The sequence below is a fragment of the Mucilaginibacter sp. A3364 genome, from assembly GCF_059690715.1.
Genome location: NZ_JCAWED010000001.1, coordinates 1,455,307 through 1,478,076, shown reverse-complemented (window position 1 = coordinate 1,478,076; position 22,770 = coordinate 1,455,307). Strand labels below are relative to the sequence as shown.

The 22,770-nt window shown below is 42.3% G+C and carries 24 protein-coding genes; 15 read left to right on the top strand and 9 right to left on the bottom strand.

The features are described 5' to 3' along the window. Nucleotides 1-109 precede the first annotated feature (109 nt). Nucleotides 110-2,431 (top strand): TlpA family protein disulfide reductase, encoded by a 2,322-nt coding sequence (locus tag AC59JT_RS06550; protein WP_497396995.1) that lies wholly within the window; start codon nt 110-112, stop codon nt 2,429-2,431. Nucleotides 2,432-2,507: 76 nt separating this feature from the next. Here AC59JT_RS06550 and AC59JT_RS06545 read toward each other — a convergent pair whose 3' ends face one another. Then, entirely contained in the window at nt 2,508-2,795 is a 288-nt protein-coding gene (locus AC59JT_RS06545) for an antibiotic biosynthesis monooxygenase family protein (RefSeq protein WP_497396993.1), read from the bottom strand. 123 nt (nt 2,796-2,918) lie between these two features. Here AC59JT_RS06545 and AC59JT_RS06540 point away from each other — a divergent pair, with 123 nt between their 5' ends. Together AC59JT_RS06540 and AC59JT_RS06535 are read left to right on the top strand one after the other, a co-directional pair. Continuing rightward, nucleotides 2,919-3,935, top strand: a complete 1,017-nt coding sequence (locus tag AC59JT_RS06540) for a hypothetical protein (RefSeq protein ID WP_497396991.1) — start codon at nt 2,919-2,921, stop codon at nt 3,933-3,935. A 3-nt stretch (nt 3,936-3,938) separates the two neighbouring features. Beyond that, on the top strand, nt 3,939-4,157 hold the full coding sequence (locus AC59JT_RS06535; RefSeq protein WP_497396989.1) for a helix-turn-helix domain-containing protein: 219 nt from the start codon (nt 3,939-3,941) through the stop codon (nt 4,155-4,157). Nucleotides 4,158-4,183: 26 nt separating this feature from the next. Here AC59JT_RS06535 and AC59JT_RS06530 read toward each other — a convergent pair whose 3' ends face one another. Then, complete coding sequence (locus AC59JT_RS06530; RefSeq protein ID WP_497396986.1) at nt 4,184-5,092, bottom strand: winged helix-turn-helix domain-containing protein; 909 nt, start codon at nt 5,090-5,092, stop codon at nt 4,184-4,186. A 231-nt stretch (nt 5,093-5,323) separates the two neighbouring features. Here AC59JT_RS06530 and AC59JT_RS06525 point away from each other — a divergent pair, with 231 nt between their 5' ends. After that, nucleotides 5,324-5,995 carry a DUF4397 domain-containing protein gene (locus tag AC59JT_RS06525; protein WP_497396984.1) on the top strand — a complete coding sequence of 224 codons (672 nt, stop codon included), beginning with the start codon at nt 5,324-5,326 and terminating at the stop codon, nt 5,993-5,995. A 148-nt stretch (nt 5,996-6,143) separates the two neighbouring features. Here the strand turns inward: AC59JT_RS06525 and AC59JT_RS06520 are convergent, their stop codons facing one another. Further along, a complete protein-coding gene (locus AC59JT_RS06520) occupies nt 6,144-7,313 on the bottom strand; it encodes a GAF domain-containing sensor histidine kinase (RefSeq protein WP_497396982.1) in 1,170 nt (389 codons plus the stop codon). 117 nt (nt 7,314-7,430) lie between these two features. Further along, nucleotides 7,431-8,309: a LysR family transcriptional regulator gene (locus AC59JT_RS06515; RefSeq protein ID WP_497396980.1), complete on the bottom strand. Its 879-nt coding sequence runs from the start codon at nt 8,307-8,309 to the stop codon at nt 7,431-7,433. A 92-nt stretch (nt 8,310-8,401) separates the two neighbouring features. Between AC59JT_RS06515 and AC59JT_RS06510 the strand changes: the two genes are divergently transcribed. From AC59JT_RS06510 to AC59JT_RS06500, 3 genes are all read left to right on the top strand, one after another. Beyond that, on the top strand, nt 8,402-9,124 hold the full coding sequence (locus AC59JT_RS06510) for a class I SAM-dependent methyltransferase (protein ID WP_497396978.1): 723 nt from the start codon (nt 8,402-8,404) through the stop codon (nt 9,122-9,124). 111 nt (nt 9,125-9,235) lie between these two features. Continuing rightward, nucleotides 9,236-9,517 carry a pyrimidine/purine nucleoside phosphorylase gene (gene ppnP / locus AC59JT_RS06505; RefSeq protein ID WP_497396976.1) on the top strand — a complete coding sequence of 94 codons (282 nt, stop codon included), beginning with the start codon at nt 9,236-9,238 and terminating at the stop codon, nt 9,515-9,517. Nucleotides 9,518-9,575: 58 nt separating this feature from the next. Next, nucleotides 9,576-9,911: a YbjQ family protein gene (locus tag AC59JT_RS06500; RefSeq protein ID WP_497396974.1), complete on the top strand. Its 336-nt coding sequence runs from the start codon at nt 9,576-9,578 to the stop codon at nt 9,909-9,911. A gap of 22 nt (nt 9,912-9,933) precedes the next feature. Here the strand turns inward: AC59JT_RS06500 and AC59JT_RS06495 are convergent, their stop codons facing one another. Continuing rightward, a complete protein-coding gene (locus tag AC59JT_RS06495) occupies nt 9,934-10,131 on the bottom strand; it encodes a hypothetical protein (protein WP_497396972.1) in 198 nt (65 codons plus the stop codon). Nucleotides 10,132-10,396: 265 nt separating this feature from the next. Between AC59JT_RS06495 and AC59JT_RS06490 the strand changes: the two genes are divergently transcribed. After that, on the top strand, nt 10,397-10,594 hold the full coding sequence (locus AC59JT_RS06490; RefSeq protein ID WP_497396970.1) for a hypothetical protein: 198 nt from the start codon (nt 10,397-10,399) through the stop codon (nt 10,592-10,594). Nucleotides 10,595-10,678: 84 nt separating this feature from the next. On the opposite strand, the gene AC59JT_RS06485 is transcribed toward AC59JT_RS06490, so the two are convergent. Continuing rightward, nucleotides 10,679-11,146, bottom strand: a complete 468-nt coding sequence (locus tag AC59JT_RS06485; RefSeq protein WP_497396968.1) for a CYTH domain-containing protein — start codon at nt 11,144-11,146, stop codon at nt 10,679-10,681. A gap of 206 nt (nt 11,147-11,352) precedes the next feature. On the opposite strand from AC59JT_RS06485, the gene AC59JT_RS06480 reads away from it, so the two are divergent. The 3 genes from AC59JT_RS06480 to AC59JT_RS06470 all read left to right on the top strand — a co-directional run bounded on the left by AC59JT_RS06480 (nt 11,353) and on the right by AC59JT_RS06470 (nt 16,026). Then, nucleotides 11,353-14,112 carry a carboxypeptidase regulatory-like domain-containing protein gene (locus tag AC59JT_RS06480; RefSeq protein ID WP_497396967.1) on the top strand — a complete coding sequence of 920 codons (2,760 nt, stop codon included), beginning with the start codon at nt 11,353-11,355 and terminating at the stop codon, nt 14,110-14,112. Nucleotides 14,113-14,254: 142 nt separating this feature from the next. Next, nucleotides 14,255-15,109, top strand: coding sequence for an aldo/keto reductase (locus AC59JT_RS06475; protein ID WP_497396965.1), 855 nt, complete (start codon nt 14,255-14,257; stop codon nt 15,107-15,109). A gap of 92 nt (nt 15,110-15,201) precedes the next feature. After that, complete coding sequence (locus AC59JT_RS06470) at nt 15,202-16,026, top strand: hypothetical protein (protein ID WP_497396963.1); 825 nt, start codon at nt 15,202-15,204, stop codon at nt 16,024-16,026. 3 nt (nt 16,027-16,029) lie between these two features. Here AC59JT_RS06470 and AC59JT_RS06465 read toward each other — a convergent pair whose 3' ends face one another. Then, the gene (locus AC59JT_RS06465) at nt 16,030-16,320 is read right to left on the bottom strand and encodes a YciI family protein (protein WP_497396961.1); all 291 of its coding nucleotides are present in this window, start codon (nt 16,318-16,320) and stop codon (nt 16,030-16,032) included. A gap of 123 nt (nt 16,321-16,443) precedes the next feature. On the opposite strand from AC59JT_RS06465, the gene AC59JT_RS06460 reads away from it, so the two are divergent. The 3 genes from AC59JT_RS06460 to AC59JT_RS06450 all read left to right on the top strand — a co-directional run bounded on the left by AC59JT_RS06460 (nt 16,444) and on the right by AC59JT_RS06450 (nt 18,903). After that, nucleotides 16,444-17,616, top strand: coding sequence for a galactokinase (locus AC59JT_RS06460; protein ID WP_497396959.1), 1,173 nt, complete (start codon nt 16,444-16,446; stop codon nt 17,614-17,616). An 11-nt stretch (nt 17,617-17,627) separates the two neighbouring features. Beyond that, nucleotides 17,628-18,164, top strand: coding sequence for an RNA methyltransferase (locus AC59JT_RS06455; protein ID WP_497399341.1), 537 nt, complete (start codon nt 17,628-17,630; stop codon nt 18,162-18,164). Nucleotides 18,165-18,243: 79 nt separating this feature from the next. Then, nucleotides 18,244-18,903 carry a YdeI/OmpD-associated family protein gene (locus AC59JT_RS06450; protein WP_497396957.1) on the top strand — a complete coding sequence of 220 codons (660 nt, stop codon included), beginning with the start codon at nt 18,244-18,246 and terminating at the stop codon, nt 18,901-18,903. Nucleotides 18,904-18,995: 92 nt separating this feature from the next. Here AC59JT_RS06450 and AC59JT_RS06445 read toward each other — a convergent pair whose 3' ends face one another. Beyond that, the gene (locus tag AC59JT_RS06445) at nt 18,996-19,298 is read right to left on the bottom strand and encodes a GIY-YIG nuclease family protein (RefSeq protein WP_497396955.1); all 303 of its coding nucleotides are present in this window, start codon (nt 19,296-19,298) and stop codon (nt 18,996-18,998) included. 168 nt (nt 19,299-19,466) lie between these two features. Next, nucleotides 19,467-22,100, bottom strand: coding sequence for an alanine--tRNA ligase (gene alaS / locus AC59JT_RS06440; protein ID WP_497396953.1), 2,634 nt, complete (start codon nt 22,098-22,100; stop codon nt 19,467-19,469). Nucleotides 22,101-22,303: 203 nt separating this feature from the next. Here alaS and AC59JT_RS06435 point away from each other — a divergent pair, with 203 nt between their 5' ends. Further along, nucleotides 22,304-22,642, top strand: a complete 339-nt coding sequence (locus AC59JT_RS06435) for a MerR family transcriptional regulator (protein ID WP_497396951.1) — start codon at nt 22,304-22,306, stop codon at nt 22,640-22,642. Nucleotides 22,643-22,770: the final 128 nt, after the last annotated feature.

Here is a 22,770-nt window from a genome sequence, read left to right as displayed (position 1 = left end):
CCATTGACCATGGACTTTCTCCCCAACCGTTAAATAAAGTTAAAAGCCTATAAAGCAACAATAAATGCTGTCATTCTTTCATTATATTTGATCAACCTTTAACCTCAATATGAAAAAAGCACTCTTCTTATTATGCATGTGCCTTAGCGCGTTAGCTGCATCGGCACAAAAAACTATTGTAGCACCCGCCATTGGCGCCAGCAATGTAAGTACCCTGAGTATTGAAAAAGTAGTTTTAAGCGATACGGCTACTCAAGTATTCTTTAAATCCACCTCGCCCGGCAATACTTGGTTCAGGATATCTGACAAAAGTTATTTAACTGCGGGTAGTGATCAAAAGTTGATGGCTACGTCGGTAAACGGTATTGCCTTTAACAAAGAGGTTTACAACAAAAACGGTCCTACGTTATTCAACATCAACTTCCCTGCGGTAAAAGCCGGCACTAAGCAAATTGATTATTTTGAAGGCGATTGCGAACGCTGCTTCAAAATATTGGATATTGAACTAAACAATAATACTGCGTCAAAACCATTGCCGGCTAATTGGTATGCCAATTGGTTTAACAATAAGCAATGGGTGTTGGGTATTGACAGAAACAGGCTGGTTTATAACAGCCAGGTTTGGCGTTATAAAGTAACATCGGCCAAAGGCTCACAATACCATTTGGCCCTAGCAAATGGCAGAAGCGTAAAAGCAATTACAATACAGCAAAATGCTAAGGGCCAGCTTATCTTTTCAGAAAACCCTAAAACCAAAGTAATTTTAACTGATAAGCCCGACGAAGCGAAAACCGCTTTGCTAAACGACGCGCCTTTTACTACTCCTGTACTTAAAAGCGATAGCGCTGTATTAACGGGCTACATCAAAAACTACTCGCCAAAACTGGGTTACAAAACCGGCAGTATTATTATTGATGATGTAATATCGAGCAAGCAAAATAAATATACCTTCACCATAGCTCCCGATGGCGGTTTTGCGGCTAAAGTGCCTATGCATTATCCCGAGGAATGTTATTTTGAGGTTGATAACCTTTTCATGTCAGTTTTCCTGGCTCCGGGTAAAAAGCTGTTTCAATATATTGATTTGAATAAGGGCAAACGCTCTGCATTATACATGGGCCTATATGCTCAACTTAACAACGAACTTATTGAATTATCAGCTGTGCTGGATATTAACTATAGCACCATAAGCGCTAAAGCTGCCAAATCATCTCTTACCGAATTTAAAGGCTACCTTACCGAACTGCTGACTAAAAATCAAGCCGCTATAGATACGTACCGCGATGAGCATGGCATTAGTGCAAAAGGCTATCAAATAGCTACCATGAACATGAAGTACCGACTGGCCGAGTACCTGCTGGCATACAACATGAACCGCGAATATGAGCATCAAAAGAAACATAAAGACGAAAAGAAAAGCACCTATGTAAAAGTACCCTATGACGACGAGTATATGCGCTTTTTAGAGAATGTGCCGGCAAACAGCGAACTTTCATTGTTATCAAAAGAGTACGATTCGTTTGTTAACAGGTTGATGTTTCTTGATCAGATATTTAAACACTACAACCAGGGCTTTACCCACTATTACATTAACGCATTTAAAGCTGTACCTGCCGAAGGCGACGATGAAAAAGAGCTGCTAAATGGCCTCACAGCCTCGTTAACTGTTGACAGCATTACCTTAAACAGCATTATGGTAAAAAACAAAGCGGCGTTTAACAAAATGATGGAGCGCCGTAAAGATTACTTTCAGGAATCGCCTAAAATTGACATTGCCAAATCGCGCCATGCGGTTATTGATGAGTTGGTAAAAACCAGGCTTGATTTTACTTATGATATAATGAAAGTGCAGGAAGATGCGCAAACCGTTACCCGCGAGCTTAAACCGTATGACGCAAAAGCAATGGCTACAGCGAAACAAAGCTTTCAAAACACGGGCATTTACCTGGCTTTTGAAAACTTTAACAAAGGGGTTGCGGCTAAAATTGACGCTATTGCTAAAAACAAAAAAGGCTTTGTACGTAACGCCATACCTAAAACAACGGCGGACAGCGTTTTTAACGCCATACTAGGCAAGTATAAAGGCAAAGCCATATACGTTGATTTTTGGGCCACCTGGTGCGGCCCCTGCCGCGCTGGCATTGAAGAAATAGCCCCGATTAAAGAAGAGCTAAAGGGTGAGAACATAGCCTTTGTTTATATAACAGATCCATCATCTCCGGAGGAAACCTACAAAAAGATGATACCAGGCATTGCCGGCGAGCATTACAAACTAAACAAAGACGAGTGGAACTATATAGCCGGCAAGTACAGCATAAGCGGCATACCGCGTTACATGATCGTAAACAAAACCGGCGTTATAGTTAACGACCAATACAACGGCTGGGGCGGCACTATAAAAACTGATTTGATGAAATTGGCTAAGGAATAGATCTTTAGTCAATAGTTGATAGTCCATGGACCATAGTTGCTAACGCAAAGTGCTATTGTCCATGGACCATCGACTATTAAACCGCTTTATAATGCTCCACCACCGGGAATGGGTCATAATAATGATGCAACAAACGCTTCCATTCCAGGTACTGCGCCGATTGACGAAAACCTTCAGTATGATCTTCCAGTGTCTCCCACTCTACCAATAAAATATATTTATCGGCATGCTCCAGGCATTTGCTCAGGTTGTGTTTTATGTAGCCCGGCGTTTGGCTGATGTATTTTCCTGCTTCGGCAAAGTCTGCTTCAAATTGTTTTTCCCTGCCGGGAATTAAGTTTAGTATGGCTACTTCTAATATCATGCTGCAATATCGGGATTAAATTCAAATCCTTATTCAATAATTATTTATTGTTTTTCGATAAATATTTTGCTTTTATCAATAATAGTGTTTTTCTTTGCTGATGTAAACCAAACCTATATTGTTATGATATTTATATTCGTTATCGTTGCAGTCATTTTAGTTGTAGCACTACAGTTACTTGGCATTAAGATCCTTTTTAAAGAGGCCAATAAAAAGACTGTATTAATTATAGTTTGCATATTTGTTGCCGGACTGGTGTTAAAAATTGCAAACGGTGTATTAACCGCAAGTTTTGAACACAAACGCGCCAAAACAAAACCAATTTATGACGTAAAGCCTATCGATGCTAAACTGCCGGACACCCTGCCCTACATCGATTACATTAATTTAAAAGACAGTATAGCTACCGTAAGAAATATCAAGAATGGTGATGATAAAAAAATGGATGTCACCCGTTTTAGTTATTTCGGCGTATCCAATAGCATAAGCTGCGATACCTGCTCATTAGCCTGGTATAAAAACATATCGTACGGCGATGAGCGTCATGTACAATATTATTTCAATCTATATGGGTGGTCGCTAGCTAAGCCGGCGATAATATTTGGCACGGATACCTTTCATGTGGAGAAGGGTCAGGCATACATTCGTAAACATTATACAGAAAACACCACACTTAACGGTAAAGTTTACACTAGCGGCAAAGTTGCCGACTACCCGGTAAAATTCAGGTACAGTCATTTGGGCAAACACATCATGATCCCGATAACCAGACAACAGGCTGAAACCTACACTACAATTTTCAGGGTAATTAAGACCTTATTTTACGTTTATTGGATATTCCTGGCCGTATGGTTTCTGCGTTTTATTTATGATATATCGCAAGGCAATGCCTTTATTAAGCGCAACGTGCTATTTTTAACGGTTACCGCTATAAGCTTAATAGGCTATGTATTATTAACAAGTGAAATTAGCTATTTGATGAGATTCTTTCTCCGCGATTATTTCACCAACGATATCATCATCAAAAACCAAAACGGGGCCGCTGCCGGGGCTTTCATAGCAGGTATTGCGTTATTACTGCTAGTTTTTGCTTTCAACAAAGCACGGAAGTTAAAAGACGAACAGGACCTAACCATTTAAGCCATGCCCATAATAGTAAATTTAGATGTGATGATGGCCAAACGTAAAATGAGCCTCACCGAGTTAAGCGAACGGGTTGGCATAACCATGGCCAACCTATCTATACTTAAAACCGGCAAAGCCAAAGCCATACGCCTGGAAACGCTGGAGACCATATGCAGCGTTTTAAAATGCCAGCCTGGAGATATCCTGGAGTATGTAGAGGAGAATTTTGAGTCGTGAGTAGGTAGTTTTTAGTCTGGAGCCAATCAGGACTTCACTTCCAATCTATATCCTTTACCATGAATATTAGCCAGGGTTAGTGATGGATCGTCTTTTAGTTTTTTGCGCAGTTTGGAGATAAACATATCCAGGCTGCGACCCACTATCACGCCTTCGTCTTCCCATATTTCTTTTTGCAGGCGGCGCCTGTCAATGATCTGGTTAGGTGCCGTGGCGAAGATATGCAGTATGCGGGCTTCTTTAGCAGTGATGATTGTTTCTGCATCGCCAAAACTTAGTACGCGTTTATTAACGTTAAATACAAAACTGCCCAGGCGGATGATGGTATCTTCAGCAGTAGTACTAACATGTATAGCGGGAACAAGCTTTTTACGCTGGTTTCCAGACCTGTAAACCAGCAACCCTACAAAGGCCAGCAAAGGCAGGCTACCTATCATATAATTTTTTTGCACCTGGCTTAAGCCCTTATCCTGAAATTTAATATTGATACGGTAGCATTTTACCGGTTGAGGCCTGCGCGAACATGCTATAATATTACTTCTTTCGGCACCTTGCTTATTATTTTCTTTTGTATTTAAAATGGCGTAGCCGAAAAGAACGCCAGGCTTATCACACTCCACCACATTAACAATATAATCAGACAAAACATCATTTTGACTAAGCGCATTGTTAATGATCTTTACCAACGAATCTGTTTGAAAGGTGAACGTTTTGTCAAACTGAAGTTGGTATTCATTATCCGCCAGTTTAACCACAGGCAATACCAGTGACGTGCTATCGCCCGAGTTTAACAACACCCTATGCCCTATCTGGCGCAATATGATCTCGCGCTTGGATGTGTCGAAATCACGCGTAGCAACGGTACTTTTTATAAAGGCGCCACACAACATCACCAAAGCTAAGCCAATAAACGCCAATATGTAGTTAAACTTCATTTACCAAATATCCTGTTTTTTACAAATGCTTTTAACGCATAACTACTGAATTTACAAAATTTACATTTCATTTTACGTAATGTTTCCGCGGTGTTTAGCACCAAAAACCAATTATATTTATATCTGATACCATAATTATATTTTTACAGCAAACAGATTTGTATTATTGCATGTATCATTTACAGTAACATTTGCGTTTATGCATGTAAAACAGTTATACAATTTTTAAATATGAAAACAATTACCCATTTCAAAACCTTTAAAAACCTGTGTAAGGTGGCCATGGTGCTACTGGTTGTAGCCGCTTTTACCTCATGTAAAAAAGATAAAGAACCGGTAGGTACAGCTTATATACAGGTAATTAATAACGATGAACTATCAACCCCTATTGACTTTTATGTAAACGGTACCAAAAAAACTGCTACCAGCCTGGCTTATAACCAAAGTTCAGGCTTTTTCACTGTATCGTCTGAACAGTTGCAGGGGCAATTTAAAACCGCTACCGGCCTGGCCCTATTCAGAGTTTTTGACCTTGAACCAACTGCAAATGCTTATTACAGTATTGTATACATGAATGATAAGGTGTTAGCTTATAGCGATAATCCTTCTGCCACGCCTCCGGGAAGGTCCCGTGTACGTTTTATCAACTTAAGCAGTGCCATAACCAGCGAGGTTGATTTTGGAATAGCCGGCGGCGATAAACTGTCGAACGGCCTTATCCAATACCTGGCATCAGATTATTACACTGTTGACCCGGGTACCAAATTCAAGGTATACGCAGCCGGTTCAACCAACGTATTGCTTGATATACCAATTAACCTGCAAGCAGGTAAAATATATACCATATACGCCACCGGTAGTGCAAACACACTTACTTACAACGCGGTAGTTGCCAACCCATAAAACAAACAAAATGAAAAACCCGGCGCTTGCCGGGTTTTTCATTTTAATTATAGCACATAGTTAATATTTACCAACCGATGCGTTTAATTGGCTTTGCCATTGCCTTTATTTTGATAATTATGTATTTGCGCACTATAAAATATTAGTGCTAGGCCTTTAATGCCTGCGGCAGGCGTACATGAAATGTGGCACCGTTCCCCGGTATCGATTCTATCTCAAACCTTCCTTTAAGGCCTTCAATTAAATGCTTAACCAGTGCAAGGCCAAAGCCATAGCCCTGCTCGCCGCCGGTGCCGTTGGTTGATGAGGCGTTACCCGTTAATATCTTATCAATCCCTTCCTGGCTAAGGCCTACGCCGGTATCACTTACTTTAATATCCAGCACATTCTGCGCATCGGTTACCTCCAGATTTAAGTCAACTGTTATTTTACCATTTACGGGGGTAAATTTCATGGCGTTTGATATCAGGTTACCTGTTATCTGTAGTAATTTATTTTTTGAGAAAGGCACCCTGGCCGAATCGGGCGACAGGTTAATGCTGAAATTAATATTTTTATTTACCGCCTGCGGCTGATATAGCTTCTCCAGTTTATCTTTAAACATCAGCAGGTTAAACTCATCGTTTTTTAGTTGCGGGGCTTCAATGCTTAATATCTCATCGGCCAATTCCAATATCGACCGGCCGCTTTTATGTATCATATTAATAAATTCCAATACTTCGTCAATCTGGTTTTCATGCCCCTGCTCGGCAATAACCTGGGCCAGGCCAATAATGCCGCCTAAGGGCCCACGGATATCATGCGCTACTTTGCGTTTTGATTCGTTGGCTTCATTTAACTCCGCTTTAAGGTTATCCATTACCTTAAATGCTTTTAGGCGGTTTACGATCTCGTCGGCGATAATTTTAAGTAGTTCTGCTTTTTCGGGTGAGATAGTTTTCTCTTCCCTGTCCAATACACAAAGAGCGCCAAGGTTGACCCCTTCATGTGTACTTAATGGCACACCATAATAGTAACGCAGCTTTGGGTCATCGGTTACATAAAACTTGTCTTTAAAACGATCATCAGCACTTAGGTCGCCAATCTCAAAATGGTCATTACCCATAATAGTGTGCTGGCAAACAGATTCTTCACGGGGCATTTGGTCAATATCAATTCCATGTTCAGATATCGTCCATTGCGTATAGGTGTCAATTAAATTTACCAGGGATATTTTGGTGCCGGCAACTTTGGCAGCCAGTTTGGTCAAATCTTTAAAGCTTTCCTTATGGGCAGAATAGTCAACATCAAATTCTGCAAGGGTTAATACCCTTTCCATTTCGTTTGCGGGAATCGGCGCGGTAGTCATAAAATAATAAATCTAGGTTAATGCTATATATACGGATAATAAGCCATCCGGGTTTATTCAAATTAATGACTATCAACTACCTTGCCATCAGCTACGCGTATAGTTATCAATAAACCAATTCAAAGCTTTATTCAGGTTCGATTTTTTGTAAGCCACTACTACTTCGGTACTTACAGGTATGCTTTCAAGCGAAACACAGGTAATGTCCAGATTTTTATACTGTTGCTGCAATGATAACGGAAGTATGGAAACTCCAAGCCCCGCTTCCACTAATTGTAGAATTGAATGCACATTATTTACCTCGTGGGTAATATCGGGCACAAAACCCAAACGATTACATATTTCCATTAGGCTGGCGTGATAGTGCGGCGCGTATTCTTTATTAAAAAATATGAAAGGCTTATTTTTGATATGAGCGGACAGTTCTGCATTATCATTAAAACGCAATCCGGCCGATGGCAACACCACCATAAACGGATCATGAAACAAGGTATGTAAAGCTAACCTTGCGGATTGTACGGGCGCCCGTAATATGCCGACATCCAAATTGCCCTGCTCCAAGGCCTCTACCTGCTTAACCGTAGGCCGCTCGTACAAACTTGTTTTAATGTGCGGGAACACCTGTGTAAGCGATTTAAGCACCTCGGCCAAATGAGGTTGGTATACCGAGCTGATGTAACCTATTTTTAGTTCTCCGCTCTCTGCTTCGTGTATTTGGCGTAGAGTTATTTTAGTCTCTTCTAAGCGCGCAAAAATATCATCAACCTCTGCTTTAAAATATTTACCGGCATCGGTTAATACCACGCGTTTGTTATTACGTAAAAACAGCTTAACGCCTAGCTCCTCCTCTAACTCCCTGATCTGCCTGCTTAATGGCGGTTGCGAGATAAATAAAGCTTCGGCAGCTTTGCGGAAGTGCAGGTGATCTGCAACCGCTTTGAAATATTGAAGATGACGTAATTCCATTTTATTGATACCTTTTAAATATCATTTATTGACAAAATTGATATTTTTCAAATATCATTAAAGCATTTAGTTTTGCCAAACCAAATCAACAAATGATGACTATAAACTACACAGGCAAAGCCACTAACGAAGAGATCAAAACCCGATTTGACAACGATGTTGAACGTTTTTCGAACCTGGACACCGGCCAGTTAACCACTATTGACGCACCACTTACCATGGAACTTTGTACCGAAGCTGCCAGATATGTTAACCCTAACGCTACAGCTTTATTAGACGTTGGCTGCGGTGCCGGCAACTACACCCTAAAAATGCTGAGCAAAGTGCCCAACTTAAACTGCACGCTAAATGATTTGAGTTTGCCGATGTTGGAACGGGCCGAGCAGAGAGTGAGCGAACAAACCACAGGTACGGTCACCCCGGTACAGGATGATATGCGTAATTTAACTTTGCCTGACGATAGTTTTGACATTATACTAGCGGCTGCAACTTTCCATCACCTACGTGATGATGCCGATTGGGAAAGCGTATTTTCCAACATGTACCGTATGCTAAAACCCGGCGGCAGCATTTGGATATCAGACCTGATAACACATGACGGACCGTTAAATGCCTTATTTTACCAACGTTACAGCGATTACCTGGATACCCTTGGCGGCCCTGATTATCGCCAAAAAGTATTGGACTATGTGGCACATGAAGACACCCCACGCTCGGTAAATTACCAAACGGAGCTGTTAAAGCAAGTTGGGTTTAAACAGGTGGAGATACTGCATAAAAACTCTTACTTCGCGGCATTTGGGGGAATTAAATAGTCCATGGATCATGGTCGATAGTCCATAGCCCACTTTTTAAAAAACTATAGTCTATGGACCATGAACTATCGACTAAAATCCGCATCTTCGGCCAATTTAATTTTAACATCAATGATAAACGTAAACGAATATTTTGAAGGCGCGGTAAAATCACTTGCTTATATAAGTGCAGAAGGTAAATCAACAGTGGGTGTAATTGAAAGCGGCGAATATGAATTTGGCACTTCGACCCACGAAACCATGATAGTTATTGAAGGCGAGCTAGTAGCCTTATTACCCGGCGCTACCGAATGGGAAAGCTTTACCAACGGCCAATCGTTCGAGGTTGAGGCCGGTACTTCTTTTAAGGTAAAAGCTACCGCGCAAACTTCATACTTGTGCAAATATAAATAGCAGCCGTATAGTGTAACATTTTATATTTGGGTAAATCAAATCAATAAAACATTACACTATGGATACTTCATTAATTACTACCGCTAACGATTTAGAAGGTTACAAAATTGTAAAACAACTTGGCCTGGTACGCGGCGTTACCGTGCGTAGCCGTAGCGCGCTGGGAAATATTGCCGGCGGCTTTCAATCGTTGTTTGGTGGAAGGCTTTCTATTTATGTTGAGCTATGCGAGAATACCCGCGAAGAAGCTTACCAGCTATTGGTACAGCATGCACGTGTTATGGGTGCTAATGCCATTGTTGGTATGCGCTATGATGCTAACGAAATAATGCAGGGTATCACCGAGGTATTGGCCTACGGTACCGCTGTAGTTGTTGAAAAGATAGAAAAATAATATCCCCCATATCCCGCTATTGTTATTTAAAATACGATAGCGGGATCTCTTTCCACATGCCGTGGGCCAGGTTGCCATTAAGCAGGGCATATATTAAATACAGCGGCCAAAATATATAACATAGTATTAATAAAATGATAGAATGGTTATAATACCAGTTTATCATTAAAGCATACAAACCCAGCACCAGGTATAATATGCTAGTATCTCTTTTCTTCATTTTTTAACCTTTAGTTATTGTAAAGCTAAGATAGCAAAGTTTGAGTTGAAGGTTAAATTGTAGTTACAAACACAGTCTGCCCTTAGTGTAAAAGCCAAGAAGTTTTCCACAAATCAACAAAATGGCTTAAAAAAGGCTAGTTTTCCACATTATTAGCTATAAAAAAGTTTCACAATTATATACTAGTTAATAACAATAGACTATGTTTGTGAAAACAATTTATACCTAATAGAGTTAACATTTTAAAACAATTAAAAAACTTATCATGGCAATTACCGCGTATTCAGTAAAAACGAAAACTAAGAACGTACCAATGGTTGATCCTGTTATAGATGTAAAATCTGGCAGATACATTGCTACAGGTAAAGACAGCGCAGGCAACAAAATGGCTGCAATTATGAGCAAGGCTACTGCCGAAGGTCATATCGCATCTGGTGCTGCTAAAAAAGGCAGTGGCTGGTAAAAATTATTTGTTGGCACAGATGTAATGTTTGTAGCCAACATTTATCAAAGCCTCATCTTTCACGAAGGATGAGGCTTTGTTGTTTTACCAGGTTTTATACGGGTGGGTAGAAAGGTTGGAATTAAAGTAACGGTCATCGTGCGTAACTTCATCAGCCACCCAATCGGGCAGGTCAAACCGCTCATCTTCGCTTTGCAGTTCTATCTCGGCTACCAGAAGCCCTTCGTTATCGCCCAGGAAGACATCAACCTCCCATAACTTGCCGGCAAAATCAATACGGTAACGTATTTTTTCTACAGATGACTGCGCAAAAAGCTTCAACAACTCGGAAGCCTCGTTAACCGGCACCACATATTCAAACTCGGCCCGGCTGATAGTTGCTGATGCACCCTTAAATGTAATATAAGCGCGCTCACCGGCTACGCGTACCCGTGCTGCTCCTCTTTCGCTGTTTATAATATAACCTTGCTGGTAATGCGTGCCTTCGGGTTTAGCCAGGGCCTGCCATTTATCTTCATCAACTAAAAACTTGCGCTCGATCTCTATCGCCATAAATTCGTTCTTAAATAAAATTAAGTATTGCAAATCATCCTAATCACTAGTCTCCAATCACTGATCACTAAACTGTATCGCCAAAATTACAAAGCCTGCTATACTATTTAACTGTAAAAAAATGTTAAAGTATTGCGTTTAGCAACATCTATTGGCATAAATAGATATATTTAGCCATCCTTTTTTTTGAGCAATACTAACCTATAATGATGAATCTAAGAAAATTTACTTTTATACTATCATTACTTATTATACCCGCTATAGCAGCATCGGCCCAAACCGATACTGTTAGTTTAACGTCTATAGTTGAAAAAGCAGCCAATTTTAACACCGTTCGCCCTATTGAAAAAGTATACCTGCATTTTGATAAGCCCTATTATGCCATTGGCGATACGGTTTGGTTTAAAGCCTACTTAACGGCCGATGCCTATATGTCGGCGGCTATGCACGCGCCGTCGACCATTAGTAATGTGGTGTATGTTGATATTGTGAGCAGTAAGGATTCGATAGTACGCAAAATGAAGTTACCGGTAACCAACGGGGTAGCATTTGCAAACCTGGCCCTTACCGCGCCTTTGTATAAGCAGGGAAGCTACCATTTCAGGGCTTATACCACCTGGATGCGCAACAGCGATGTCGCTTATTTTTTCAATAAAACGGTAACAGTAGGCAATGCCATAGAAAAACAGGTAAATACCAACATTGCCATAAGCGGATCGGCCAAGGGCAATACATCTAAAGTTGACGTTAAGGTAAATTTTGCCGATGCTGATGGAAAGCCCTATGCTTCAAAACGTGTAAACTGGAAAATACAGACCAGCGATGATGAAACCGCCGGCAAAGGCAAAGCTACAACAGATGCCGGCGGTAATGTGCTAATTAGCTTCAGTACTAATAAACCTATCAACTTTAACACCAGTTTACTGGTTACTACTATTGATATTACCGAACAAAAGACCGTTAACTCATCATTCAGTCTTAAAAATGCTGTGGCACCAATGGATGTACAGTTTTTCCCCGAAGGCGGCGACCTGATAAATGGTGTAAAGTCAAAAGTGGCGTTTAAAGCTATTAACCCATCGGGGTTGGGTATTGATGTTAAAGGAACAATAACCGATAACAGTGGCGCTACTGTTGCCGAAATCAGCAGTCAGCACCTGGGCATGGGTGTGTTTAGTATGGTACCCGCAACAGGCAAAACCTATAAAGCAAATGTAACCTTCCCCGATGGATCAAAAAACACGTATGACCTGCCGGCTGTAAAAGATAACGGCGTTACGCTAAGCGTAGTAAACACCGACCCTGAAAAGGTAAGTTTACGTGTATCAGTTAGCGACCAATACCTACAGGCACATAAAGGCAAACCGCTTTACATTATCGCCCAAAACGGGCAATTAATTTGTTATGCCGCCCAAACACCCGGTATGGTAAATACGGTTTTCCCGGCAACTATACCTAAAAGTAAATTCCCAAGTGGTGTAATAAAATTAACTGTGTTTGCCAACAACGGCGTCGCATTGTCTGAGCGCAGCATATTTGTGCAACGTAATGATCAGTTAAACCTGGCATTAAGCAGTACCAAACCAACCTACAGTAACAGGCAACAGGTGGTTATGAATGTAGCCGCTAAAAAGGCTACTACCCCGGTTGAAGCTAACTTATCGGTTACTGTTATTGATGAAACAAAAGTACCGTTTGATGAAAGCAACGAAACCACCATTTTAACCAGCTTGCTGCTAACATCAGATTTGAAAGGCTACGTTGAAAAACCTAACTACTACTTCAACAAACCCACCGAGCAAACCGCTGCCGATCTGGATGTATTGCTGCTAACCCAAGGCTATGCCCGATTTGTTTATAAAGATATTATGAGCAAAACTCCACTGGCACCTGTTAATTTTTTGCCCGAGGATGGTATTACCATATCAGGCACACTACGCACTGCCGATGGCAGGCCGGTAAATCGTGGTAACGTAACATTTGTTATTAAAAACCGGATGGAGAAATCAACGCTTACCAATCCGATAGGCGAGTTTAAATTTTCCAAACTGTTCTTCCCGGATTCGGTGGAAGCTACCCTGAATGCCAAGGGTAACTACAATGCTAATAATATGCTTATCCTGCCGGACAATGAAAAGTACCTGCCCCCTACCGTTAACCCTAATGCGCCCGACGAAATAGCTAACATAGACAGCTTAATGAAAAACTATTTGCAAAACAGCAAATTGATCTATCAAAACTCGCGCGTGTTAAAAGAGGTAGTTATTAAAGCCAATACCTACGTTAAAAAGGCCAGTCACCAGGACTATTCAAACCTTACCGGCCTAAGCGCTATTGCAAACCATACTATACAAGGAAGTTCAATGATAGCCTGCAACAATGTTTTTGATTGTTTAAGAAGCGGTGGTTACGGCTTAACCTACAACACACAAAACAATACATTGGTTTTAAGCCGTGATTTTAACCAAGGCAAGACAGATCCCGTTGCAGTATATTTTAACGGGCAGCCGGTTGATTTTAGCTACCTGATCAATATTAAACCAGACGAGGTGGATAACGTAGAGGTATTTTACACCGATGGTTTAAGTAATATCAACCGCATGTATAACACCAATGGTGTGATATCTGTTAACGGTAAAGTGGCCAAAAAACAAACTTTCACCAAAGAACAACTTAACGAACTATTAGGCCCTAAATACAGCGGTGTGCCTATCAACCCTAAAGGCTACACACTTGCTCGCCAGTTTTACAGCCCCGTTTATGATGCAACCAGGACCGGCTCAATGGGCGGCGACTTACGCAGCACCATTTACTGGAACCCACGCGTACAAACCGACAAAACCACAGGTGCAGCAACATTTGATTTCTTTACCTCAGATGGCAAAGGTAGTTTCCGCGCTATTGTTGAGGGGATTGATGCTGAAGGTAATATCGGCCGGGCGGTATATAGATATAAAGTACAATAGAAGTTACTGCATCATACAAAAGGCGTTCGGGCAACCGGGCGCTTTTTTGTTTTTAGACTAATTAAAATGACATTAACCCTACCATAAGCATAAACAATCAACCTAAATTCACGTTTGTAATCAAAAAATACATCTACCTACCATGAACACTACTTATCAAAAAACATTTACCCTTGGCGGGGATATTACCGTAAACCGCCTGGGCTACGGCGCCATGCGGATAACGGGCAAAGGCATCTGGGGCCCGCCGGATAATCATGCCGAATCGCTGAAAGTACTAAAACGTGCCGTTGAACTCGGCGTTAACTTTATAGACACCGCCGACAGCTACGGCCCCTATGTATCAGAAGAATTAATTGCCGAAGCCCTGCACCCATACGCCAATGACCTGGTGATAGCCACCAAAGGCGGCCTCACCCGCACCGGCCCTGATCAATGGCCTATCAACGCCCACCCCGATCATTTAAAGGAAGCGTTGGAAGGCAGCCTGAAACGCCTTAAGCTGGAGCAGATAGATCTTTACCAACTACACCGCATTGACCCTAAAGTCCCGGCCGAAGAATCTTTCCAATTTTTGAAAGACGCACAACAGGCCGGCAAGATCAAACACATAGGTTTATCAGAAGTTAGCGTAACTGACATTAAGAAGGCACAACAATTTTTCGAAGTAGTATCGGTACAAAATATGTACAGCGTTGATAACCGCAAATGGGAAAACGTTTTAAACTACTGTAAAGAACAAAACATAGCCTTCATCCCCTGGTTCCCGCTTAACGCAGGTAACGTAGCCGCGCAGGATACCTTGAAAGCCATTGCCGAAAAACATGATGCCACCGTACACCAGGTAGCGCTAAACTGGCTTTTAAGGCATGCAGATAATATACTGCTCATCCCCGGTACCTCGAGCGTGTCACACCTGGAAGAGAACATGAAAACCGGCGATATGGAACTAAGCAGCGAGGATATGGATGCGCTAAACAACATCGCGCCGCTATAATCAGGATATAATTTGACCATTTTAAGAAACGATGTTGCTAAATATGCGGCATCGTTTTTTTTATATTTGGCCAAACCATGCTATAAACGTTTATGAAATACCTGTTGCTGATCTTTGTCTGCCTGCTTACGTCGTCATTTATTTTGATGAATTATCCGCAGCAAAAGCCTAAGGTTAAAACAACCATACAGTACGAATACCTCACCCCCGGTAACTATACCGACGTTGCCGAACCCGAGCTATTTTATAAAACCATCACCCAGTTTAATGAGGCCGGCAAAATAACCAGTCAGCTTATTTATAACATGCGGCAAAAGGACAGCCTCGTACAATCCCTGGTTTACGATTATGATTCAGAGGGCCGTTTACTAGTCATCAAAAATAAAGGCGCGGTTTACCAGGAAATAAAATACGAGACAGACAAAAACAAAAACTTGCTAACCACCAGCCGCTTTCAGGGCAAAAAAAACTCGGTAAGAGTAAAGAATGCCAAAGCCAATGTAGATACGGTATGGGTATTTGCGCCGGATGAGTCGTTGTTATATAAACTGGTGCAAAAATTTAATACCGGCCGGGATACCATTACCCAGCTAAAATACGACGAGAAGGGTGAGTTCGATCATAAAGAGATTCTTGTGATCGACAAGGAGAATCGCCTGTTGAGCGAGATCATTTTCGATAAGAACAACATCCGCCAGAGCCACGAAACTATCACTTACAAACCCGATAGCCAGGTGCGTATAGATTCAAATAAACGCATCGTAGGTGGGCTACCGGGTGTATTGATAGATAACGACGTGTACAAATACACCATCAAATATGATAAGCTGGACAAGTATGGCAACTGGCTGCAAAGCAGCAGGCTTGATAAGGACAAATACATCCTGCTTAACAAGCGCGAAATAATATATTACTAAGCGTTAAACGTTAGCTACTCTAAACGGCTTTATCTCCACCTTTTCCCATACTTTTTGGGTGATGTAAGGCTCGGTTGCTTTCCAGTTTTCCAGTTCGGCTTCGGTTTCAAATTGTAGTATCATGGTCGATCCTATCATCCGGCCCTCGCCGTCCAGCATCGCCCCGCCTATGATAAAATTGCCACCGGCTTTTAGCGCTGCCGCGCCTTCCAGGTGAAATGGCCTTACCGCCATACGATGTTGCAGTGCATCGGCGTTAGTATAGTCGTAAGCAGTTACTAAGTATTGATTCATGGTGTCTCACTTTTGTCTCAATTTATATCTTTTATGCAATTATTGTACAATAATTCGTGTCAATATTAAGGTTAATAGTGTAATATTTACAATATTTGTTTCTTGTAATAACCAATACCCTAAATGAAAGATCTTTTACCTCAAAAATTTAATGAGTTATACGGCAAAGAAGCCGAGCATTCATTCTTCTCTCCCGGTCGTGTAAACCTGATTGGCGAGCATATAGACTATAACGGCGGGCTGGTAATGCCTTGCGCTATCACCTTTGGTACTTATTTATTGGTAAGCCCAAATAACGATGGTGTTTTCCGTTTTAAAAGCTTAAACTTTGACGAAAGTGCCGAGGTGCCTTTGCAAAACAGCTACATTAAAACCGGCGAAGAATGGTACAACTTCCCTATCGGCGTAATTGATCATTTTGTAAAAGAGGGCCAAACGCTGGGCGGCCTTGACATGCTGTTTTATGGCAACATTCCTATCGGTTCGGGTTTGTCGTCATCTGCTTCTATCGAGGTGGTTACCGCTTATGCTTTGAACGAATTATTTAACGGTGGTTATACTAAACTGGAGTTGGTAAAAATTGCCAAATCTGTAGAGAATAATTTCATAGGCGTAAATTGTGGTATTATGGATCAGTTTGCTGTTGCCTTCGGCGAAAAAGACAGCGCCATTGTACTAAACTGCGATACTTTAGATTATAACATCGTTGCCAGCAATCTTGGCGAATACGTATTGGCCATCATCAACACCAACAAACCACGTAAACTGGCCGAATCAAAATACAACGAACGCGTACAGGAATGCCAAACGGCTTTAAAAGCCTTACAGCAGGAATTAAACATTGACTACCTGTGCGATATCGACGCTGAGAAATTTGCGCAGCACGCCCATTTAATTACTGACGAAACTGTTTTAAAACGCGCCAAACACGTAGTTGAAGAGAACGATCGCGTTAAAAAAGCGGCCGACGTACTTGCTGCTCACGATATAACCGAATTTGGCAAACTGATGTATGCTTCGCATGATTCATTACGCGACCAGTACGAAGTAAGCGGCAAAGAACTTGATGCGGTGGTTGAATATGCCAAAACCAACCCCGATGTTGCTGGTGCACGTATGACCGGCGCCGGCTTTGGCGGGTGCGCCATTGCTTTGGTAAAAGGCGATGCTTACGAAGCTTTCAGCCGCGAGGTAATCAACTATTACAATACAAAAATTGGCTACTCGCCATCGGTTTACCAATCGTTAATTGGTAATGGCGTGGGTACCCTGCATATCACTAACGTACTATCATGAGCGACGGAATAATCCGTAAACTTAAATTAGACGAACTTAACCGGGCAACTGTATCTGAGTTTAAAGCTCAGGACAAGTTGCCCGTTGCTGTTGTGCTGGACAACGTGCGCAGCATGCACAACATCGGTTCCATATTCCGCACCTCGGATGGCTTTGCTGTAGAGCAGGTAGTGCTTTGCGGCATAACAGCCCACCCTCCGCACCGCGAAATAGAAAAAACAGCGCTAGGAGCTACCCAATCTGTAAACTGGACCTACCATGTTGACGTGGTGGAAGCAGTTAAACAATTACGCGCCGATGGCTACCGTATTATCGCTATTGAACAAGCCGCCAACAGCACCATGCTCAACACCTTTAGCCCCACCACCGACGAAAAGTATGCCCTTATCTTCGGCAATGAAGTGAATGGCGTAAGCGAGGAAGTAATGGCGATAATTGATGACTGTATCGAAATACCGCAGTTTGGCACCAAGCATTCTTTTAATATCGTTGTTTCGGCAGGTATTGTGTTATGGGATTTCTTTGCGAAGCTGAACCTAAAAGTGTAGTAACGACCTTATTACATTTCGTCAAAATTATTGGCACGAAAATGCGTTATCTTAATAGCATCAACCTGTGATTATTAATATGAGCGCACTAGCTAAAAAGTTATTGATGAAGCCCGGTAAAAGGTGGCTACTTTTTAATGCCCCCGAAACTTACCTGGCTACCTTAGGCGAACTGCCCGAGGGAACCGCCATTGCCCACAAACCCAGCGGCGATTTTGACGGCATGCAGCTTTTCGTTAAAAACCTGGCTGAGTTGGCTGCTACACTTAAAAAGATCCATGCGCTGCTAAAAATAGAAACTATCCTCTGGATCATCTACCCCAAAAAAAGCTCAGGTATTGAAAGCGACCTGGAGATGATGGGCAGCTGGGATGAGGTAGCCAAATACGGTCTGCGCATTGTAGCCTCAGCGGCTATTGACGAAACCTGGACAGCGCTGCGTTTCCGCCCGCTGGGGGTATCAAAAATATCCGAAGGTGGGAATGATGCCATTCGCCAAAACGAGTTCAGCGCTTATATTGATGTGGATAATAAGCAGGTAAAGTTGCCACCTGTGATGATAGACGCGTTGCAAAAACATACCAACGCCCTTGCATTTTTTCATCACCTGTCCTACTCCAACAAAAAAGAGTACGTGCTTTGGATACTGACTGCCAAACAAGAAAAAACGCGCAATGAGCGTTTGATTAAGTTGGTGGAGAAGTTAAATGATGGGAAGAAAAATCCATCGGAGAAGTAAGTCGATATGACGATTTATTACAACCATCCTCACCACGCGTCATTGCGAGGAACGAAGCAATCTCTACATAAGCTTATCAGCTGTGTAAGATCTCATTCCAAAATCGATTCATAAAGATCCTTCCATTCCGGATTAAAGTCGTTTACCAACTTCTGTTTGTGTTTACGATTACTACCTTTTAAAGTCTTTTCAGCATTTATCGCCTCTTCAATATGCGGGTAATACAAATAGTAAACCAGCTTGTAGCATTTATACCTGGCTGTAAAGCTTTGTGGATGAGTGTTGTTCTTATGATCGTAAACTCTGCCAATAAGTTCTGATGTAACACCAACGTACAATACTTTATTGTATTGATTGGTCATAATGTAAACACAACCGCCTTTTTGAAAAACCATAATGCAAAGTAGCAATACGATTACGTTACATCAACAGCATTTTACATGTTGATTAGCATGTGAAGAGATTGCTTCGTTCCTCGCAATGACGCGTAGGGATTGGCGTGTGTGGTAGTAAACAAAAAAGGGTCGGCAAAACTGCCGACCCTTTTTATGTGATTAATCGCATTACGCAATAAAACTCTTCGCTTTCACTAAAACATTTGCCAACCCACTGGCATCCTTACCACCGGCAGTAGCATAAAACGGCTGACCGCCGCCGCCACCTTGTATCTCTTTAGCCAGTTCGCGAACGATGTTACCTGCGTTAAGGCCTTTGTCTTTCACCAGGTTTTCGGCAATCATTACGGTTACACTTGGTTTACCATCAATATTGGCGGTTAGTACCAGATACAGGTCGCTTACGATATCTTTTAGTTGGTAAGCCAGGTTTTTGATGGCATCAGCATTAGGTAAAGCTACTTCCTGGGCAATAAAGTTAACGCCGTTGATGGCTTCCACTTTAGCGGCCAGTTCGTCTTTCAGTCCGGATGATTTTTCGAGAATCGATTTTTCGATCTCTTTTTTCAGGCGGGTATTTTCTTCAATTAAGCTTTCAATGCTTTTGGTAACGTCTTTAGGATTCTTCAACAATTCCTTAACCTGGCCAACCAATTTACTTTGCTCGTTAATAAAATTTTCGGCACCAATACCTGTGATGGCCTCTATACGACGCACACCGGCAGCAACAGCGCTTTCTGATGTGATTTTGAAGTAACCGATAGCGCCGGTAGCCTTAACATGCGTACCGCCGCAAAGCTCCTTGCTAAACTCATCATCAAAAGTTATCACACGTACAAAATCGCCATATTTTTCGCCGAACAGGGCGGTTACACCGCTGTTGATGGCTATATCATAAGGAACGTTACGCTGCTCATTCAAAGCAATGTTTTCGCGCACCTTTTCGTTCACAATGGCTTCAATTTGGGCAATTTCCTCGTCAGTAACTTTGGCGAAATGTGAAAAGTCGAAACGCAGGTAATCGCCGTTAACCAACGAACCTTTTTGGTTAACGTGGGTACCCAATACGCGTTTCATAGCGGCATGCAGCAAGTGCGTGGCGCTGTGGTTGCTCATAATGCTGGCGCGACGCTCTTTATCAACAATAGCCGTAGCGGCATCATCAATTTCTTCAGGTAACTTATCTACGTAGTGAACGATCAGACCGTTCTCTTTTTTGGTATCGGTAACATACACAATGCTACCATCGGCAAATACCAACTCGCCGGTATCGCCTACCTGGCCACCGCTTTCGGCGTAGAAAGGCGTTTTATCCAGCACCAGCTGAAATTGCTCTTTACCCTTGGCGGTTACTTTACGGTATTTGGTAATGTGGGCAACGGTTTGTATTTCATCATAACCTGTAAATTCGGTCTCTTCGTCTTTTAAAAGCACCCAATCGCCGGTATCAACGGCTGATGCAGCGCGTGAGCGGGCTTTTTGCTCTTGCAAGGCGGTTTCAAAACCTGCGGTGTCTACACTCCAATTAATTTCGCGGGCCATTAGCTCGGTCAAATCCAGCGGGAACCCGTAGGTATCTGATAATTCAAAAGCGGCGGCGCCGGAAATTACGGTATCAGTACCGGTAGCCAGTTCTTTAAACTTACGGATACCGGCAGCCAATGTTCTCAGGAAAGACACTTCCTCCTCGTTGATCACCTTCTGCACAAAATCGCGCTGCGTATATAACTCGTCAAACACGCCTTTAAACTGTTCGGCCAATAGTGGCACCAACTGGTTTAAAAATGGCTCTTTAAACTCCAGGTACTGGAACGAGTAACGCACCGCGCGACGTAAAATACGGCGGATTACGTAACCGGCTTTATTGTTTGAAGGTAACTGACCATCAGCAATTGCAAAACTTACAGCACGAATGTGATCGGCCAATACACGCATAGCAACTGCAACGTTCCAATCGGCATCGCCCGGCACAGCCTCGGCATTATATTTTTTACCAGATTTTTCGGCAATGAAACTGATCATCGGCGTAAAAACGTCGCTATCATAGTTACTTTGCTTACCCTGTATCACACGCACCAAACGCTCAAAACCCATCCCGGTATCAACGTGTTGGGCAGGCAGTGGCTGCAATTCGCCGCTTTTAAGGCGGTTAAACTGCATAAATACGTTATTCCATATTTCGATAACCTGCGGATCATCTGCGTTAACCAATGTAGCGCCACTCACTTTAGCACGCTCGGCATCGCTGCGGTTATCGTAATGGATCTCAGAACACGGACCGCAAGGGCCGGTCTCGCCCATTTCCCAAAAGTTATCTTTTTTGTTTCCCAGCAGAATATGGTCTTCGGGTACAAAAGCCTTCCAGAAATCGTACGCTTCCTGATCCTTCGGCAAACCTTCTTTATCATCACCCTCAAAAATGGTAACGTAAAGGCGGTTTTTATCAATTTTATAAACTTCGGTAAGCAGTTCCCAGCTCCACGCAATAGCCTCTTCTTTAAAATAGTCGCCAAAGCTCCAGTTGCCCAGCATCTCAAACATGGTGTGGTGATAGGTATCAATACCCACCTCTTCCAGATCGTTATGCTTGCCGGATACACGCAAACAACGCTGCGTATCGGCCACGCGGGGCGATTTGGCAGGCGCTTCGCCCAGGAAAATATCTTTAAACTGGTTCATACCAGCATTGGTGAACATAAGGGTCGGATCGTTTTTTACAACGATAGGTGCAGAAGGCACGATAGCATGCTGTTTAGAAGCAAAAAAATCAAGAAAAGCTTGACGTATTTCGTTAGCGGTCATGGGGCAAAAATGTGAATTTTTTGTGTAATTCTGTTTAGTTTTTTTAACTAAGCATGTCATTTCGGACGTAGTGAGAAATCTATACACGCGCTAAGACTGTACGCTTGTATGTGTATAGATTTCTCCCGCTGGTTGAAATAACATATACTTCAATAAATCCGAAATCGAAAATCCGAAATCCGAAATTAACATTACATTTGTACATGCCTTACAAAGAACGCGAGATCAGTAAAATGTATTACACCATGGGCGAGGTGTCGGCAATGTTCGATGTCAACCCGTCCCAGATACGTTTTTATGAGAAAGAGTTTGAGGTACTGCAACCCAAAAAGAACAAGAAGGGCAACCGTCTTTTCACCCCCGAAGATATTGAGAACCTCAAGATCATTTTCCACCTGATTAAAGACAAGGGCTACACGCTGAACGGTGCCAAAGAATACCTGAAAGGCCATGCGGCCGATGATACTAAAGACGCGCAACGTGTGATATCATCTTTGGAGAACCTAAAAAAGTTTTTATTGGAAGTAAGAGACCAACTGTAGACTCATATCTAATTTACAATCAATTATTTATTTATATCATCTACATCTTTGATAGAGGTGTAGCGCGTTGCTACACCAAGTGTAGCGGTGTAGCGTGCTACGCATACAGCGCTACACTGCGCCCTTTT

Excerpts from the sequence above, each read along its gene's own strand:
- ppnP (WP_497396976.1), top strand. The coding sequence starts at position 9,236 with ATGATAAACGTAAACGAATATTTTGAAGGCGCGGTAAAATCACTTGCT.
- AC59JT_RS06435 (WP_497396951.1), top strand. The coding sequence starts at position 22,304 with ATGCCTTACAAAGAACGCGAGATCAGTAAAATGTATTACACCATGGGC.
- AC59JT_RS06500 (WP_497396974.1), top strand. The coding sequence starts at position 9,576 with ATGGATACTTCATTAATTACTACCGCTAACGATTTAGAAGGTTACAAA.
- alaS (WP_497396953.1), bottom strand. The coding sequence starts at position 22,100 with ATGACCGCTAACGAAATACGTCAAGCTTTTCTTGATTTTTTTGCTTCT.
- AC59JT_RS06450 (WP_497396957.1), top strand. The coding sequence starts at position 18,244 with ATGAGCGCACTAGCTAAAAAGTTATTGATGAAGCCCGGTAAAAGGTGG.
- AC59JT_RS06545 (WP_497396993.1), bottom strand. The coding sequence starts at position 2,795 with ATGATATTAGAAGTAGCCATACTAAACTTAATTCCCGGCAGGGAAAAA.
- AC59JT_RS06535 (WP_497396989.1), top strand. The coding sequence starts at position 3,939 with ATGCCCATAATAGTAAATTTAGATGTGATGATGGCCAAACGTAAAATG.
- AC59JT_RS06480 (WP_497396967.1), top strand. The coding sequence starts at position 11,353 with ATGATGAATCTAAGAAAATTTACTTTTATACTATCATTACTTATTATA.
- AC59JT_RS06515 (WP_497396980.1), bottom strand. The coding sequence starts at position 8,309 with ATGGAATTACGTCATCTTCAATATTTCAAAGCGGTTGCAGATCACCTG.
- AC59JT_RS06490 (WP_497396970.1), top strand. The coding sequence starts at position 10,397 with ATGGCAATTACCGCGTATTCAGTAAAAACGAAAACTAAGAACGTACCA.
- AC59JT_RS06470 (WP_497396963.1), top strand. The coding sequence starts at position 15,202 with ATGAAATACCTGTTGCTGATCTTTGTCTGCCTGCTTACGTCGTCATTT.
- AC59JT_RS06530 (WP_497396986.1), bottom strand. The coding sequence starts at position 5,092 with ATGAAGTTTAACTACATATTGGCGTTTATTGGCTTAGCTTTGGTGATG.
- AC59JT_RS06540 (WP_497396991.1), top strand. The coding sequence starts at position 2,919 with ATGATATTTATATTCGTTATCGTTGCAGTCATTTTAGTTGTAGCACTA.
- AC59JT_RS06495 (WP_497396972.1), bottom strand. The coding sequence starts at position 10,131 with ATGAAGAAAAGAGATACTAGCATATTATACCTGGTGCTGGGTTTGTAT.
- AC59JT_RS06465 (WP_497396961.1), bottom strand. The coding sequence starts at position 16,320 with ATGAATCAATACTTAGTAACTGCTTACGACTATACTAACGCCGATGCA.
- AC59JT_RS06475 (WP_497396965.1), top strand. The coding sequence starts at position 14,255 with ATGAACACTACTTATCAAAAAACATTTACCCTTGGCGGGGATATTACC.
- AC59JT_RS06460 (WP_497396959.1), top strand. The coding sequence starts at position 16,444 with ATGAAAGATCTTTTACCTCAAAAATTTAATGAGTTATACGGCAAAGAA.
- AC59JT_RS06550 (WP_497396995.1), top strand. The coding sequence starts at position 110 with ATGAAAAAAGCACTCTTCTTATTATGCATGTGCCTTAGCGCGTTAGCT.
- AC59JT_RS06485 (WP_497396968.1), bottom strand. The coding sequence starts at position 11,146 with ATGGCGATAGAGATCGAGCGCAAGTTTTTAGTTGATGAAGATAAATGG.
- AC59JT_RS06525 (WP_497396984.1), top strand. The coding sequence starts at position 5,324 with ATGAAAACAATTACCCATTTCAAAACCTTTAAAAACCTGTGTAAGGTG.
- AC59JT_RS06510 (WP_497396978.1), top strand. The coding sequence starts at position 8,402 with ATGATGACTATAAACTACACAGGCAAAGCCACTAACGAAGAGATCAAA.
- AC59JT_RS06520 (WP_497396982.1), bottom strand. The coding sequence starts at position 7,313 with ATGGAAAGGGTATTAACCCTTGCAGAATTTGATGTTGACTATTCTGCC.
- AC59JT_RS06445 (WP_497396955.1), bottom strand. The coding sequence starts at position 19,298 with ATGGTTTTTCAAAAAGGCGGTTGTGTTTACATTATGACCAATCAATAC.